The sequence below is a fragment of the Streptomyces spirodelae genome, assembly GCF_017676385.1.
Lineage (GTDB): Bacteria > Actinomycetota > Actinomycetes > Streptomycetales > Streptomycetaceae > Streptomyces > Streptomyces spirodelae.
Map to the genome: position 1 here is coordinate 329,698 of NZ_JAFFZN010000004.1, position 14,321 is coordinate 344,018.

At 70.3% G+C, this 14,321-nt stretch carries 13 protein-coding genes and 1 pseudogene; 4 read left to right on the forward strand and 10 right to left on the reverse strand.

Going from position 1 to position 14,321, the window contains the following annotated elements; all coding sequences use genetic code 11:
• Nucleotides 1-28: 28 nt before the first annotated feature.
• The 3 genes from JW592_RS07345 to JW592_RS07355 are packed head-to-tail and all read left to right on the forward strand — an operon-like array spanning nt 29 to nt 4,250.
• The gene (locus tag JW592_RS07345; RefSeq protein ID WP_209264087.1) at nt 29-988 is read left to right on the forward strand and encodes a carbohydrate ABC transporter permease; all 960 of its coding nucleotides are present in this window, start codon (nt 29-31) and stop codon (nt 986-988) included.
• Nucleotides 985-1,815, forward strand: a complete 831-nt coding sequence (locus tag JW592_RS07350) for a carbohydrate ABC transporter permease (protein ID WP_307805315.1) — start codon at nt 985-987, stop codon at nt 1,813-1,815. The genes JW592_RS07345 and JW592_RS07350 overlap by 4 nt, the downstream gene beginning before the upstream one ends.
• Before the next feature lie 50 nt (nt 1,816-1,865).
• On the forward strand, nt 1,866-4,250 hold the full coding sequence (locus tag JW592_RS07355) for a beta-xylosidase/alpha-l-arabinosidase (protein ID WP_443742754.1): 2,385 nt from the start codon (nt 1,866-1,868) through the stop codon (nt 4,248-4,250).
• Nucleotides 4,251-4,543: 293 nt separating this feature from the next.
• Here JW592_RS07355 and JW592_RS07360 read toward each other — a convergent pair whose 3' ends face one another.
• Nucleotides 4,544-5,197, reverse strand: coding sequence for a helix-turn-helix transcriptional regulator (locus JW592_RS07360; RefSeq protein ID WP_209264088.1), 654 nt, complete (start codon nt 5,195-5,197; stop codon nt 4,544-4,546).
• A 172-nt stretch (nt 5,198-5,369) separates the two neighbouring features.
• Here JW592_RS07360 and JW592_RS07365 point away from each other — a divergent pair, with 172 nt between their 5' ends.
• On the forward strand, nt 5,370-5,636 hold the full coding sequence (locus tag JW592_RS07365) for a YbhB/YbcL family Raf kinase inhibitor-like protein (RefSeq protein ID WP_209264089.1): 267 nt from the start codon (nt 5,370-5,372) through the stop codon (nt 5,634-5,636).
• Between the two features lie 38 nt (nt 5,637-5,674).
• Here the strand turns inward: JW592_RS07365 and rocD are convergent, their stop codons facing one another.
• The 9 genes and pseudogenes from rocD to JW592_RS33560 all read right to left on the reverse strand — a co-directional run bounded on the left by rocD (nt 5,675) and on the right by JW592_RS33560 (nt 14,320).
• Nucleotides 5,675-6,943 carry an ornithine--oxo-acid transaminase gene (rocD, locus tag JW592_RS07370; protein WP_209264090.1) on the reverse strand — a complete coding sequence of 423 codons (1,269 nt, stop codon included), beginning with the start codon at nt 6,941-6,943 and terminating at the stop codon, nt 5,675-5,677.
• Between the two features lie 38 nt (nt 6,944-6,981).
• Nucleotides 6,982-8,142, reverse strand: a complete 1,161-nt coding sequence (locus tag JW592_RS07375; protein WP_209264091.1) for a M20 metallopeptidase family protein — start codon at nt 8,140-8,142, stop codon at nt 6,982-6,984.
• Nucleotides 8,139-9,287 (reverse strand): amidohydrolase family protein, encoded by a 1,149-nt coding sequence (locus JW592_RS07380; RefSeq protein WP_209264092.1) that lies wholly within the window; start codon nt 9,285-9,287, stop codon nt 8,139-8,141. Before JW592_RS07380 ends, JW592_RS07375 begins: the two co-directional genes overlap by 4 nt.
• The gene (locus JW592_RS07385) at nt 9,277-10,584 is read right to left on the reverse strand and encodes a glutamine synthetase family protein (RefSeq protein WP_209264093.1); all 1,308 of its coding nucleotides are present in this window, start codon (nt 10,582-10,584) and stop codon (nt 9,277-9,279) included. The genes JW592_RS07380 and JW592_RS07385 overlap by 11 nt, the downstream gene beginning before the upstream one ends.
• Nucleotides 10,581-12,065, reverse strand: a complete 1,485-nt coding sequence (locus tag JW592_RS07390; protein ID WP_307805316.1) for an APC family permease — start codon at nt 12,063-12,065, stop codon at nt 10,581-10,583. Before JW592_RS07390 ends, JW592_RS07385 begins: the two co-directional genes overlap by 4 nt.
• 115 nt (nt 12,066-12,180) lie before the next feature.
• Nucleotides 12,181-13,116, reverse strand: coding sequence for a MurR/RpiR family transcriptional regulator (locus tag JW592_RS07395; protein ID WP_229375298.1), 936 nt, complete (start codon nt 13,114-13,116; stop codon nt 12,181-12,183).
• Between the two features lie 98 nt (nt 13,117-13,214).
• The gene (locus JW592_RS33310; protein WP_307805321.1) at nt 13,215-13,571 is read right to left on the reverse strand and encodes a TetR family transcriptional regulator C-terminal domain-containing protein; all 357 of its coding nucleotides are present in this window, start codon (nt 13,569-13,571) and stop codon (nt 13,215-13,217) included.
• A 163-nt stretch (nt 13,572-13,734) separates the two neighbouring features.
• A pseudogene (locus tag JW592_RS33315) lies at nt 13,735-13,857 on the reverse strand (TetR family transcriptional regulator); the annotation flags it as partial.
• A 31-nt stretch (nt 13,858-13,888) separates the two neighbouring features.
• Nucleotides 13,889-14,320 carry a winged helix-turn-helix domain-containing protein gene (locus JW592_RS33560; RefSeq protein ID WP_209264094.1) on the reverse strand — a complete coding sequence of 144 codons (432 nt, stop codon included), beginning with the start codon at nt 14,318-14,320 and terminating at the stop codon, nt 13,889-13,891.
• Between the last annotated feature and the right edge of the window lies 1 nt (nt 14,321).

Below are 14,321 nucleotides of genomic sequence, written 5' to 3' on the forward strand. Positions count from 1 at the left end.
GCGTCGGCCCCCTGACTTGGATCACGCCATGACGACCACCAGCCTCACCCCACCAGCCACGCAACGCCGCCAGGCAGCATCGGGCGGACGGCCACCAGGCCGCTCCGGCACCGGCACCGGGGCAAGCCGCCCGGGTTCCGCCTGGGCGGCACCCGCCGCCGTCTTCTTCGCTCTGTTCGCGCTCGTCCCGCTCGTCCTGGTCGCCGCGCTCTCCCTCAGCAGCTGGGACGGGCTGAGCGAACCGGAGTTCGTCGGACTCGACAACTGGAAGAAGCTGCTCGACGACCCCGTCATGCTCAAGAGCCTCTGGCTCAGCGTTCTGCTCACGGTGCTCGGGGTCGCCATCCAGACCCCGCTCAGCATCCTGCTCGGCGTCTGGGCCGCAGGCCACCAGCGCAACAGGGCCGTCCTGTCGGCGATCTACTTCGTGCCGCTGCTGCTGTCAGCCACTGCCGTCTCGGTACTGTGGCGCGCCGTACTCGACCCAAACTTCGGGGTGCCGGCGCAGGCGGCCTGGCTGTTCGGCGACGGCAACCTGTTCGGCGTGCAAAGCAGCGCCATCGGCGTCCTCGTCTTCGTCAGTGCCTGGCAGTTCACCCCGCTGCACACGCTCATCTACCAGGGCGCGGCGCGCGCCGTGCCGCAGGTGCTCTACCAGGCGGCGCGGATCGACGGCGCGGGCACGGTGCGGCAGTTCTTCCACATCACGCTGCCTCAACTGCGCAACAGCATCATCACCTCGATGATCCTTATGGTGGTGGGCGGCCTGACGACCTTCGAGACCGTTCTCATCCTCACCCAGGGCGGCCCGGGTACCGACACCACGATCAGCGCCTTCTACATGTACCAGCAGGCATTCAAGAGCTTCGACTACGGAACCGCCTCGGCGATCGGTGTGCTGCTGGTCCTCGTCGCCACGTTCATCTCGCTGATCATGGTGCGCCTGTCGGGCTACGGCAAGATGCGCAGCACGATGGAGGGCCTGTGATCAAGCGCCGTCCCAACTACCTCGCCGGCTTCGGGTCCCTGGTGTGGCTCTTCCTGGTCGGGCTGCCGCTGTACGTGATGCTGACCGCCACATTCCAGTCGCGCTCCGGCTACGCCGAGAACGGTCCACTGGCGCTGCCGGACAGCTTCACGCTCGACAACTACCTCAAGAACCTCGACAACACCGAGAGCGGCTTCGGGCAGTACTTCCTGAACACTCTGATCGTCACCGTGTGCGTAGTGGGCATCGTCCTGCTCCTGGTGCCCCCGCTCTCCTACGCCATCGTCCGCAGCCGCAGCCGGCTGACGAACACCGTCTTCCGGATCTTCCTGCTCGGCCTCGCCATCCCGTCGCAGGCCGTGATCGTGCCCATGTTCTACGTCATCAGCAAGGCGGGGCTCTACGACAACCTCGTCGGCGTCATCCTGCCGACCGCCGCCTTCGCCATGCCCGTGTGCGCGCTGGTCCTCACCGGGACGATGCGCGACATCACCCCTGATCTGTACGAGGCGATGACCGTGGACGGCGCCTCACCCCGCCGGATCTTCTTCCGTCTGGTGCTGCCACTGTCCCGCGGCGGCATGTCGACGATCGTCGTCTTCTCCGCGCTCCAGGCGTGGAACGGATTCCTCTTTCCCTTGGTGCTCACCCAGTCGGCGGAGACGAAGGTGATCACGCTGGGGCTCTACGACTTCCAGACCGAACACGGAGTAGACACCCCGGGGCTGTTCGCCGCGGTCGTCCTGTCCATGCTTCCCATCCTGCTCGTCTATCTGTTCGCCCGCCGTGCCCTGGTCCAAGGGCTGATGGGCGTCGGAGGAAAGTGACCGGCCACGTGACAGTAGAGACCGCACGCCCCGAGGAGTCCCATGTCCCGCTGTGGAGGGACAAGGGCCGCACTCCGCAGGAGCGGGCCGACGCCCTGCTCGCCGAGATGACACTGGAGGAGAAAACCGCCCAGCTCGTCGGGGTGTGGGTCGGCACCACCGACGAAGGGTCCGAAGTCGCCCCGCACCAGCACGACATGGAAGACCCCGTCCAGCTCGATGACCTGCTGCCATACGGGCTGGGACAGCTGACCCGGCCCTTCGGGACAGCCCCCGTCGACGCCGCGCTGGGCGCCCTCGCGCTGCTACGGGCCCAGCGCAGGATCGCCGACGCGAACCGGTTCGGCATACCGGCCCTGGCTCACGAGGAATGCCTCGCCGGCTTCGTCACCTGGGGCGCGACCGCCTACCCCGTACCGCTCTCCTGGGGCGCCACCTTCGACCCCGCGCTGATCCAGGACATGGCCGCGGCGATCGGCCGTGACCTGCGTGCGGTCGGCGTCCACCAGGGTCTCGCCCCGGTCCTCGACGTTGTGCGCGACGCCCGCTGGGGCCGCGTCGAGGAGACCATCGGCGAGGACCCCTACCTCGTCGGCACCATCGGCACCTCCTACGTGCGCGGACTGGAGTCCGCGGGCATCGTCGCCACCCTCAAACACTTCGCCGGATACTCCGCCTCCCGCGCGGGGCGCAACCTCGCGCCCGTCGCCATGGGGCCCCGCGAGCGCGCCGACGTCATCCTGCCACCGTTCGAGATGGCCGTACGCGAGAGCGGTGCACGGTCGGTGATGCACGCCTACACCGACACCGACGGCATCCCCTCGGCGGCCGACGAACGTCTGTTGACCGGGCTGCTGCGCGAAACCTGGGGGTTCGACGGGACCGTCGTCGCCGACTACTTCGGGATCGCATTCCTCAGGACGCTGCACGGCGTCGCGGGCAGCCTCGGCGAAGCCGCAGCGCGGGCACTCACGGCCGGGGTCGATGTGGAACTCCCCACTGTGAAGGCATTCGGTGAGCCGCTGCGCCGCGCTGTCCGGGACGGCGTCGTGCCCGAAGCCCTCGTGGACAGAGCCGTGCGCCGGGTCCTGACTCAGAAAGCCCAGCTGGGCCTCCTCGACGCGGACTGGGACCCGGTGCCGTCCGCGCTCGCCGGGACGGCCGCAGCCGCCGAAGCGAACTCGGACAGGCCGGACGCGGGCACGGACGACGCGGACCCGCGTGGCACCGTGGACCTCGACACCCCCGCCAACCGCGCGCTGGCACGCCGCGTCGCAGAGCGTGCCGTCGTCCTGCTCCACAACGACGGCACACTGCCCCTCACGGCGGATGCCGCGCCGGCCCGCATCGCGCTCATCGGACCCAACGCCGACGTGCCGACAGCGGTGCTCGGCTGCTACTCCTTCCCCGTCCACGTCGGCACCCAGCACCCGCACAAACCGCTCGGCATCGACCTGCCGACCGTGCGCGAGGCCCTGGCGGCCGAGTTCACCGGCAGCGAGATCGTCAGCGCGCCGGGCACGAGTGTCGACTGCCGCGACACGGACGGCTTCGCTGATGCCGCACAGCTGGCTCGCGGAGCCGACCTGGTGATCGCCGCGTTGGGGGACCGGGCGGGACTCTTCGGCCGGGGCACCAGCGGCGAGGGCTGCGACGCCGGTTCCCTGGCCTTGCCCGGGGCCCAGCAAGAACTGCTCGACACACTCCTGGACACAGGAAAACCGGTCATCGTCACACTCCTGGCCGGCCGACCCTATGCCCTGGGCAGCGCGGCTGCACGGGCCGCCGCCGTCGTACAGACCTTCTTCCCCGGCGAGGAGGGAACGCGGGCACTTGCCTCCGTCCTCAGCGGACGGGTCGCCCCCTCGGGACGGCTGCCCATCAGCGTGCCGAAGCTGCCCGACGCGCAGCCCGCCACCTATCTCGCAGCCCGGCTCGGCCACACCAGCGACGTCTCCAGCATCGACCCGGCACCGGCCTTCGGCTTCGGACACGGACTGACCTACACCACCTTCGCCTGGTCACAGCTCGACGTGCCAGCGGAAGAGGCCGGTACGGACGGTGAGTTCGCGCTGGCCTGCACCGTACGCAACACCGGCACACGCACCGGCACCGAGATCGTCCAGCTCTATCTGCACGATCCCGTCGCCTCGGTCGTCCAGCCAGAGCAGCGCCTCGTCGGCTACGTACGTCTCGAGCTGGCGCCCGGTGCGGCGGCGCGGGTGCGGGTGACCGTACCGGCCGACCTCGCGTCGTTCACGGGCCGCGACGGACATCGCGTCGTCGAACCGGGCGAACTGCACCTGCGGCTCAGCGCCTCCAGCACCGACCCGCGACTGACGGCCAGGCTTCGGCTCACCGGTGAGACGCGCACGGTGGACCACAGGCGGCGGCTGCACCCGGAGTTCCGAGTGGAGCACCAGCCCCTGCCATGACCGTTCCCATGACCCGCTTCTTGGCAGCTCGGCTGCCACACCGCTGGCCGGGTGGTATCCGTGCGGCGCCACACCGGCTCCACCACCTCGCCCCGTCCCGGCGGACCTCGCTCCGCTCGCCCCGACGACCGCCGTCGTCCTCCCCGCGACGCTACTGGCGCTGGCGACGCTCGACCTCCTAGGGCGAGCAGCTCGCCGAGGGTCATGGTCTGCACGTCGGAGGCGGTCAGGTGGTGACGTGCGGTGAACTCCCAGCAAGAAGTAGGTTTCCAGGCGGAAGTCGGGCAGGCGGGTCATGGGGTGTGGTCCTTCGTGCTGGATGCTCGGAGTTCGGCCAGCAGGCTGTAGAGGGTGGAGCGGGAGACGCGCAGGGCGGCGGCGACGACGGGGTTGGCGCGGCGCACGGCGAAGATCTTGGCCTCGTCCAGGCGGGCCAGGACGGCCAGGCGGTCGACGCGGGTCAGCCGCTCGACGGGGCGGCCGCACTCGCGCACGTACGCGCCGACGATGTGCTGAACGCGCTCGTTCCAGTCCTGCTCGAACAACGGCTCCGGCCGGGGCACCGTGGGGGCACCGAACGCGGACAGCACAGCTGCGGCCTGTTCCAGCGGCGTGCGGTCGAGGTTGACGCACAGCACCGCGGCGGCCTTCCCGTCCGGCTCGCGCAGGACCGCGCTGACCGACGACAGCCGCCGGCCGTCCGCGAGCAGCTTCCCGTACGGGCCGAACACATCCCGCGCCGACGGGTCCAGTCCGTCCAGCTCGCCCAGCAGCGAGGGATCCCCCGGACTTCGGGAGCCCATCGGATTCCAGATCGCAAGGATCCGGTCGGTCTCCGGGTCGTGCAGCACCACCTCGGCATACGGGCCGAGCAGGAGCGCGACGGCCTGCCCCACGGGCGCCCACAGCCGGACCCGGTGATCTGTGCTCTCTTCGGCGTCCTCCACGACTGGACCATACGTCCACATTGGACGAACAGTCCAGAGCGGCTCTCGCAAACGACCCTTTGCGCGAGCAAGATCATTCACGGGCCGCCAGACCCCCGCCGCACCCGGACTCGTTCGCAGAACCCGTTCTCACGCAAAAGTGGGACGGCCCCCTTTCTGAGGCTTGCATTGGGTGACCGGGATCGACCCTGACGTGCGGTCGGTGGAGCCCGGCGAGACGCCGCGGGGCGGCACGCCTCTCACCAACGGCTTCGGCTCCAGCGGCTGGGGGGCCCGCAGCCGCCCGCGGGGGATGAGGCGCACCGGCTGCTTCTTCCGGCTGTACGCGCTGCCCGACCCCGTACGGGTCCCCGACAACGCCTCAGCCGAGGACGTGCACCGTGCGGCGCACGGCGCGGCGCTGGCGAGCGGCAACATCGTCGGCCTCTACCAGCGCTGAGGCCCCATGGGCCGACGCCCTTTGCCAGCCGGCTCAGGTCACTGACCCTGCCCTCCAGTGCCGGTGAGCACCTCGGCCAACTGCATGCACATCCAGTCGAGTTCACCGGCGTCGACGGTGAGGGGTGGGGCGAGCCGGATGGTGGAGCCGTGGGTGTCCTTGGCGAGGACGGACCGGGCCAGAAGTCCTTCGCATGCCTGGCGCCCGGTCATGCGGGCGGGGTCGATGTCGATCCCGGCCCACAGCCCGCGGGACCGGACGGCGACGACGCCATGTCCGATCAGGGCTTCGAGCCGTTCGCGCAGCTGCTTGCCCTGCTCGGCCGCGCGCGCCTGGTACTCGCCGCTGCGCAGCAGTTCGACGACGGCGTGCCCGACTGCGGCGGCCAAGGGGTTGCCGCCGAAGGTGGAGCCGTGGCTGCCGGGGCGGATCACACTGAGGACGTCTTCCCGGGAGACGACGGCGGAGACGGGCACGATTCCGCCACCGAGAGCCTTGCCGAGCACGTAGATGTCGGGGGTGACGTCCTCTGCCTCGCAGGCGAACGTGGTGCCGGTCCGGCCCAGTCCCGACTGGATCTCGTCGGCGATGAAGAGCACGTTCGCGCGACCGCATATGTCCCGGACCCGCTGGAGGTAGCCCGGCGGGGGGATGAGTACTCCGGCTTCGCCCTGAATGGGTTCGAGCAGCACGGCCACGGTGGTCTCGTCGACGGCGCTTTCCAGGGCCGCGGCATCGCCGTAGGGGACCGTGCGGAAGCCGGGCGTGAAGGGGCCGAATCCGTCGCGGGCGACGGGGTCGGAGGAGAAGCTGACGATCGTGGTGGTGCGTCCGTGGAAGTTGCCGTCGGCGACGATGATGGTGGCGCGGTCCGGGGCGACGCCCTTGCGTTCGCCACCCCATTTGCGGGCGACCTTGATGGCGGTTTCGACGGCCTCGGCGCCTGTGTTCATTGGCAGGACCGTGTCCATGCCCGCGAGGTCGGCCAGGTCCCGGCAGAAGGGGCCGAGCCGGTCGTTGTGGAAGGCCCTGCTGGTCAGGGTGAGGCGTTCCAGCTGCTCGCGGGCCGCGGCCAGCAGCCCGGGGTGGCCGTGGCCGAAGTTGAGAGCCGAGTATCCGGCGAGGCAGTCCAGGTAGCGGCGGCCTTCGACATCGCTGACCCACGCGCCCTCGCCGGAAGCCAGCACTACCGGAAGGGGGTGGTAGTTGTGGGCGATGGCCGTCTCGGCCAGGGACAGGTGATGCCCGGTGGTGTCGCCGGGCGCGGGGTGGATGTGCGGGCGGGGGTGTGTACCGGTGGTGGCCATGACGGAGTCCTTGTCCTGAATGAGGGGTCGGGGAGGGGTCAAACGGTCACTTCGGCCGCGGCAAGGTAGCCGGCGAGCAGGGCGCGGCCGACGTCCCGTATCCGCGCGTCGGCGGGCAGGAAGGTGGGTGAGTGCAGCTGTTCGGCGCCCCCGTGCGTCCCCACGAACAACATCAGCGAGGGCAGGCGTTCACAGAAGAAGGAGAAGTCGTCCGAGCCGGCGGACCGCAGGCTGTCGGCGGCACGCAGACCGAGGCTGCCGAGCACGGGCAGGGCCGCGGCTGCCAGCTCCTCGTCGTTGTGGAGTACGGGCTCTCCGTGGTCGATGGTCACCTCCGCGGTGCAACCCTGGGTCTGCGCCACCAACTCCGCGGTCCGGGCCAGCCGTCGGTGCAGGGTCTCGCGGTCGCCGCCGTCCAGCGCCCGCAGCGTGCCGCGGGCTTCGGCGGTGCCGGGAATGACGTTGGCGGCGGTACCGGCTGCGAGGGTCCCGACACTGAGCACGGCGTGTGACATGGGGTCGGTGCCCCGGCTGACCAGGCTCTGCAGGGCGACGACGATGTGGGCCAGGGCGACGACGGGGTCGCGGGTGAGGTGCGGATAGGCGGCGTGGCCGCCGCGGCCCCGCACTTCGATGGTGAACTCGTCGGCCGAGGCGTTGACGCCCCCGGGAGTGCAGGCGACGGCGCCGGCCGACAGCAGCGGCTGGACGTGTGCCCCGATCACGGCCCGGCAGTGCTCGCGGTCGAGGACACCGTCTTCGACGATGCTCTGGGCGCCGGAAGGGTAGGTCTCCTCCCTCGGTTGCAGTACCGCCAGCAGCGGGGCCGGGCCACCGACGCGCTCGACGGCGCGGGCGAGAGCGGTGAGCGCGGCCAGGTGCACGTCGTGCCCGCAGGCGTGCATGATGCCCGGGTGTTCGGACGTCCAGAGTGCACCCGTTGACTCCTGCACGGCGAGCGCGTCGAGCTCCCCGCGTACGGCGACGGCCGGGCCAGGACCGCCGACCCGGACGACGGCCCCGGTATCGGCGACCTTGGTGGTGGAGCCTGCGGGCAGTGCCGCGAGCACGAGATCGCGGGTGGGAGCTTCGGCACCGGACAGGCAGGGGCGTGCGTGGATGCGGTGACGCAACTCCACAGCGGCCGGCAGTTCCTCCTCCAGCGCGGCGGACAGCGCGGCGAGGTGGTGTTCGTTCATTCCGGGGTCTCCAGCCCGTAGACGCGACAGGCGTTGTCGTGGCCGATCATGCGCACCACCCTGCGGGCGTCCGCCACGTCCCATTCCCCGCTGTCGGTCCACCTGGTGAGGGCTCTGCCCATGCCGCGGCGCCACAACAGGGCTCCGAGGTAGTGCAGTTCCGGCGGGCCCCAGGCGTCCGAGGAGAAGAGGATCTTGGCGAAGGGGGCGAGTTCCAGGGACTCGGCGATGACGGCGTCGGACCGCGCCCCGGTGTAGTTGACGCCGAGGCCGACATCGAAGTAGACGTGCGGGAAGACCTGGGCGAGATAGCCCGCGTTGCGCTGGAAGGGATAGCAGTGCAGCAGCAAGAGGTCGGTGCCGTGCGGTTCCACGTTCTTGATGAAGCGGGTGAGCAGCAGCGGGTCGCACCGATGGAGCTCGACGTCCGGGTCACCGTACCCGGCGTGCAGCTGGATCGGCAGACCGCGGTCGACACCGCACCACAGGATGAAGCGCAGCAGGACCGGATCGTCGACGCGGATGGTGCCGGTGTCCTCGCACGCGGCGAACCAGGTGTCCGCGGCGGCGGCCACCTCGACGTCATGAGGGCGTCCGGGATCGAAGTCGAAGCCGTATCGGTAGGCGATGATGCTCTTGAGACCGACAGCGGTGGCCGTGCGCGCGGCCAGAGTCTCGCGGAACCGGTCGGGGAGCGCTGCGGCTGTGACGCCGGCCCGCACCACGTCTTCCAGCACGGTCTCCAGGCGCACCACCTCATCGACGCGACGGCCGGAGACGGTGGCCATGCCGGGGACGTCGAGGATGTCCTCCCCCTTGTAGCCGGTCTCCAGCAGGTAGCGGCCGACGCCGGAGGCCCGCAGCAGCCTGCGGTTGACCTCGTCCGTGCCGAGTTCGCGGCGCCGGGCCAGATAGGCCCCGGGATCGGCGTGCGGTGCGAGGCCGAGAACGGGAGCGCACCAGCGGCGGACTGCGAAGCCGAGCTGCGAGTCGAACTGCGTCATCCACGTGGGGACCGGACGGTCGGACTCGGTGAGCAGCTGCTCCAGTGCGGCACGGTCGACTTCGTCACGCAGGGCGCCGTGTACGTGATGGTCGACGAGAGGAAGCTGTTCGATCTCGTCGATGAGCAGGTCAGTAGACATTCCGTACTCTCTGGATGCGCTCCGCGTCGTCCAGGCCGTCGAGCTGGGCGAGTTCGGACCGTTTGACGGACAGGTGGGTGGCCAGGAGCTGGGGGTCGAACCAGGAGCGGACGGTCTGATCCTTCTCCAGCTCGTCCAGGGCCTCGTCGAGGCTCGCGGGCAGGGGCGGGAGGTGGGCGAGCTCGGATTCGTCGGTCTCCTCCGACCACACGGTGGGCTCGTCGTAGGTGCCGGTGAGGCCCGCCAGACCGGCGCGGATCAGGGCTCCCAGAGCGAGCCAGGGGTTGGCGGTGGCGTCGGCAGCCCGGTATTCGAGGTTGAACTGGGCGCCGGGGTCGGAGCCGCCCAGTGCGGTGGTGGGGCAGATGCGCAGCAGCGCCTCGCGGTTGTGCTCGGCCAGGTACACGCCGCCGACGCTCCAGCGGTGCGGCGTCAGGCGCAGGAACGACACCGGACTGGGTGCGGTCAGTCCCACGAGGGCGGGGGCGTGGGCCAGTACCCCGGCGCTGAACCGGGCACCGGTGGTGGAGAGCCGTCCGGGGCGCTGCGGGTCGTAGAGGGCGGGGCGCCCGGAAGCGTCGCGCAGACTCAGATGGATGTGCACCCCGTTTCCGACCCCGTCCCCGGCGAGGAGGGGGGCGAAGGTGACGGGCAGCCCTCTGCGCCGGGCCAGGTCACGGACGAGCTCCTTGAGAAGGACGGCGCGGTCGGCCGCGACCAGCGCTTCGGCGGGACGCAGAGTGAGCTCGAACTGGCCGTCGCCGTACTCCGGAATCCAGGTCTCCGGCTCCAGCCCCACGTGTTCCAGCAGCCGCACCAGATCCGTGCCGAAGGGCTCGGCGTCCCGGAAGCGGCGCAGCGAGAACGGGGCGCTCTCGGGCAGTGCGCCGAGGACGAATTCGTGCTCGAAGGCCGCGACGACCTCAAGCCCGGTGCGTTCGCGCAGCTCTGTCAGGGCGTCGCGCAGGAAGGTGCGCGGACAGCACGCCCAGGGCTGCCCGTCCGGCAGGGTCTGGTCGGCGAGGTAGAGCTGCATACCGGGGTCGGCGCCATCGGCCGGTATGCCGACCGCCGTGGCGGCGTCGGGGACAAGTCGGAGGTCACCCCGGGAGCCGAAGACGTTGTCGGGGGCGATCGGCCCGAACGAGGAGATCGCGAGGTTCGCGGGGACCCAGCCGGTGCCGCTGCGCAGGACCGCGTCGTGCGCGGCAGAGGGTACTGATCGGCCCCGTACCAGCCCGGCCAGGTCGCAGGTGGCGACGAAGACCGTGGTGGAGCCGTCGGCGAGGGAGGTCATGAAGTCACCTTTGTGTTGTCAGCGATCGGCTCAGGGCCGTGTCCCTCTTCTTTCCCTTCGGCGCCGGCGGTCCCGTTCAGCTCACTCGTGAGGCGGGTGCCGATGCGCCGTGCGAGCGAGGGCGCGAGCAGGATGATGGCGACACCGGTCAGGCACCAGGCGCCGGCGACCCAGGGGAAGTAGGTGTAGGGCGCGCTCTGCCCCACGACCTGCTTGTAGAGGACGAAGCAGAGATACCCCAAGCCGATGAGGGGGATGGGCAGTTCGCGTTTGGGGATGCTGCCGCGGCCGGAGAGGGTGAAGACCATCACGCCGATTCCGGCGAGGGCGTAGACCACCAGGACGCACAGCACGCCGATGGTCGCGTACCAGTAGTAGGTGTCGAACGCGGAGGTGCCCAGGCCGTACATGACCACGGTCGATACCCCTCCCACGGCGCCGCACAGCCACAGGGCCCTGGTGGGTGCGCCGGTGGCGGGGTCGGTCCTGGCCAGCGCCGCCGGTCCGAAACCGTCGCGGGCCAGGGCGAGGACCATGCGGGAGGCTGCGGCGGACGAGGACAGCGCGGCGGCGAAGGCGGAGGCCACGGCGGTGAAGGCGACAACGAGCGAGAACCAGGTCCCTATGTAGCTTCCGGAGAGCGTCACCAGCGCCGATTCCGCCTCGGCGAAGGCGCTTACGCCGTTGTCGTCGGTGCCGAAGCCGATGGTCTGGACGAACATCATCAGCACGTACAGGGCACCGGTGAGCAGCACGCTGCCCGCCAGGGCACGGGGGATGTTGCGCCGGGGGTTGTCGGTCTCCTCGCCCAGGGACGCGCATGCCTCGAATCCGGCCCAGGACAAGAAGGCGAAGACGGTCGCGGTCATCACGGCGCCGTAGCTGGCCGCGCCGGGTGTGAACACCGACAGGTCGATCGACTGGTGGCGCGGGGCCGACCCGGTGCCGGTGCGCCCGAGCACGACGGCTGCGAGCAGCAGCATGGCCACGATGCCGATGCCCTCGACGATCAGCAGGGTGCGGGCGGTGATCCGGGTGTCACGTGAGTTGAGCACGGTGACACCGACGCCGGCGATGAGCGCCACGGCGATCCAGGGGCCGGTGGACGTCACACCGAGGGCGTGCAGGAACGAGTGGGCGAACACTCCCGTCGCTGCGAGGGTGCACACGAGGAAGGCGAGGTAGGTACCCAGCAGGGCGAAGCCGCCGAAGAATCCGGCCCGGGGGCCGATGGTGGCCCCGGCCAGTGCGTAGACGGATCCGGCGTGGTGGAAGTTCTGGGTCAGTCGCCAGAAGCCGTAGCCGACGACGGCGACACCGAGGAGGCCGAGCAGGAAGACGAGCGGCACCGCTTTGCCCACTGTGGCCGCGACGCCTGCGCCGTTGATACCCATGGCCAGGGTGGGGCCCATGAGGCCGACGGAGAGGGCCAACGCCTCCCACAAGCGGAGTTTGCGAGGAGTGTGAGGGTGATCGGGCACGAGGTACTCCCGAGCAGAGGGGGCCGCGGGATGCGGCCCGGGGACACCCTCATGAAATATTCATTGCACGATCGACGTCAATGGGGGTGATGAAACAAATTTTTCATCCGGTCGATCACCGTCCCCCGCCCCGCCATGTATTCTCAGCCTCCCGCAGCCGCTCTTCGGCTGCCTGGCCCAGGCGCGCGTGCACAGCAGCGACCACGGTCTCGACCAGCGCCAACGGCGCCACGATGCTGTCGAACGGACTGGGCGCCTCGACCCGCGCGGGGAGCACCACATCGGCGAACTCGGCTGCGGGCGACAGCCACGGATCCGTGAAGAGCACGATCTTCGCCCCCCGCTCACAGGCGTGCCGGGCCAGCTCCACGGTGTCGTCCTGATAGCGGCGGAAGTCGAAGACCACACACACGTCCCGCCGACCCACATCGACCCGGAACCCCGCATCCCGCCCCGGTGAGGGGGTGTGCACGACAGTTCCGGGGCGCAGCAACCGCAGGTGCAGATCGAGGTACTCGGCCAGGAGCTGGGAGAACCGGCCGCCGAAGCATGCGATCCTCTTGCCCGGGTCACAGATCAGACCCACCGCGCGGTCGAATTCCTGCTCGGGCAGCGCTGTGAACGTCTGCCCCAGCGCGGCGCTGCCCACCCGCCGGGCCGCTTCCACGAGCTCGGAGGTCGGTGAGTCGGCGCCGATCACCGGCGCGAGGGTCAGTGGCGACGCCTGGCGCGCCTGCACCTCCTCACGCAACGACTGCTGGAACTGCCGGTAGCCGTCGAACCCGAGGCGTGCGACGAAGCGCACAACGGTAGGTGCGCTGACTCCCGCCTGGGAGGCCAGCCCTGACGCGGAGTCCAGCCCGGCCGCCGGGTAGTTGGCCGTCAGCTCCCGGGCGATCTTCACCTCGGCCCGGGACAGACTCCCCTGAACGCGGCGCAGCCGCTCGGCCACGGTGACTCCCAGACCGGCAGACCCCTCCGTACTGCTCACCGGCTGCGCGCCCCCGGCGCTGTTCGCGTCATCGCTGTGGTCTTCGGCCCGGCCGACCATGGCTTCCCCTCTCCGCGCTGTGCAACGCGACGATCGTTCCACACGCCGGGACGGACCCCGGGCCTTGAACCCGTTGTCACCGGACGACGAACGGCATCTCACCCCCGCTGCCCGGCCCTGTGAAACCTCTCAGGACCCGGTGCCGTGAGGGTGTCCCAGGCCGCGACGGAGGCGTCCACGACGGCGAGCAGTTCGCCGCGCGGGACGCCGTCCTTCGCCTGGACGGAGAGGTCGAAGAGGACGGTCGCGTGGCAGGCGGCCAGCGTGCCGCTGTCGGTGCCGGCCGGTACGTCGCCCTCCGCGATGCCCCGCTCCACGCGCTCCCGGAACCTCCGCTCCGTCGCCCGGCGGTCCTCGGCGAGCAGGGTGCGGACGCCCTCGTTCTCCGGGGTGCAGTTGGTGGCCGCGAGGACGATCATGCAGCCGCGCGGCTTGGCCGGGTCCGTGTAGCCCATGACGTTGCAGCGCAGCGCCCCGTGCACACCCTCGCGGGCCGTGGGTGCCTCGGCCAGCGCCTCGCGGCTGACCGTGCCGTCGGTCCGGCCGGTACAGCTCGACCGCCTCGCGGAACAGGCCCTCCTTCGAGCCGAAGGCGGCGTACAGGCTCGGCGGCCGGATGCCCATGGCCTCGGTGAGCTCGGCCATCGTCGTCGCCTCGTATCCGCGCTCCCAGAAGACGTGCATCGCCCGTTCGCGCGCCGCGTCCCGGTCGAAGGCGCGGGGCCGTCCGCGTGCCGCCATTGCCGACCCCTTGCTGCTGCCGAGATCGGATTTAAATAGCGTTCGCTACTGAAAGCTCTTGACTGCTGAGAATACTCCCTGCGTTAGTTATTGGGCGTTCGCTGATAGAAAAGCGATGCGGCTCCTCACCCCTGCGGTCCCGCATGCGACACGGTGCCGCAGTAGCGGAGTCCGCTCTCGGGGCGCGTAGGTGCGGCGGATCTGAAGGGAATGGAAAGACGCCTGGTTCGTCGAGGAAGACGATCCAGGCACGTGTGTCCCCGGCCCCTTTGATGCGCGGCCACTCGTGCGCGATCCAGCGGGCGATCTCCGGCTCGTCCCGCTCGACCGCCCGCCGCCCGGGCCGTTGCAGGCTCCACCCGAGCCGGCCGGTCAGCAGCCGCCCTCGACAACTCCACCCCCGTGGCCCGGGTGACGACCGCGCCGACTCGTTCCAGGGTCCACAGGTCGGCCTCGAAACCATG

Excerpts from the sequence above, each read along its gene's own strand:
- JW592_RS07395 (WP_229375298.1), bottom strand. The coding sequence starts at position 13,116 with ATGGTCGGCCGGGCCGAAGACCACAGCGATGACGCGAACAGCGCCGGG.
- JW592_RS33310 (WP_307805321.1), bottom strand. The coding sequence starts at position 13,571 with ATGGGCTACACGGACCCGGCCAAGCCGCGCGGCTGCATGATCGTCCTC.
- JW592_RS33560 (WP_209264094.1), bottom strand. The coding sequence starts at position 14,320 with ATGGTTTCGAGGCCGACCTGTGGACCCTGGAACGAGTCGGCGCGGTCG.
- JW592_RS07380 (WP_209264092.1), bottom strand. The coding sequence starts at position 9,287 with ATGTCTACTGACCTGCTCATCGACGAGATCGAACAGCTTCCTCTCGTC.
- JW592_RS07345 (WP_209264087.1), top strand. The coding sequence starts at position 29 with ATGACGACCACCAGCCTCACCCCACCAGCCACGCAACGCCGCCAGGCA.
- JW592_RS07375 (WP_209264091.1), bottom strand. The coding sequence starts at position 8,142 with ATGAACGAACACCACCTCGCCGCGCTGTCCGCCGCGCTGGAGGAGGAA.
- JW592_RS07385 (WP_209264093.1), bottom strand. The coding sequence starts at position 10,584 with ATGACCTCCCTCGCCGACGGCTCCACCACGGTCTTCGTCGCCACCTGC.
- rocD (WP_209264090.1), bottom strand. The coding sequence starts at position 6,943 with ATGGCCACCACCGGTACACACCCCCGCCCGCACATCCACCCCGCGCCC.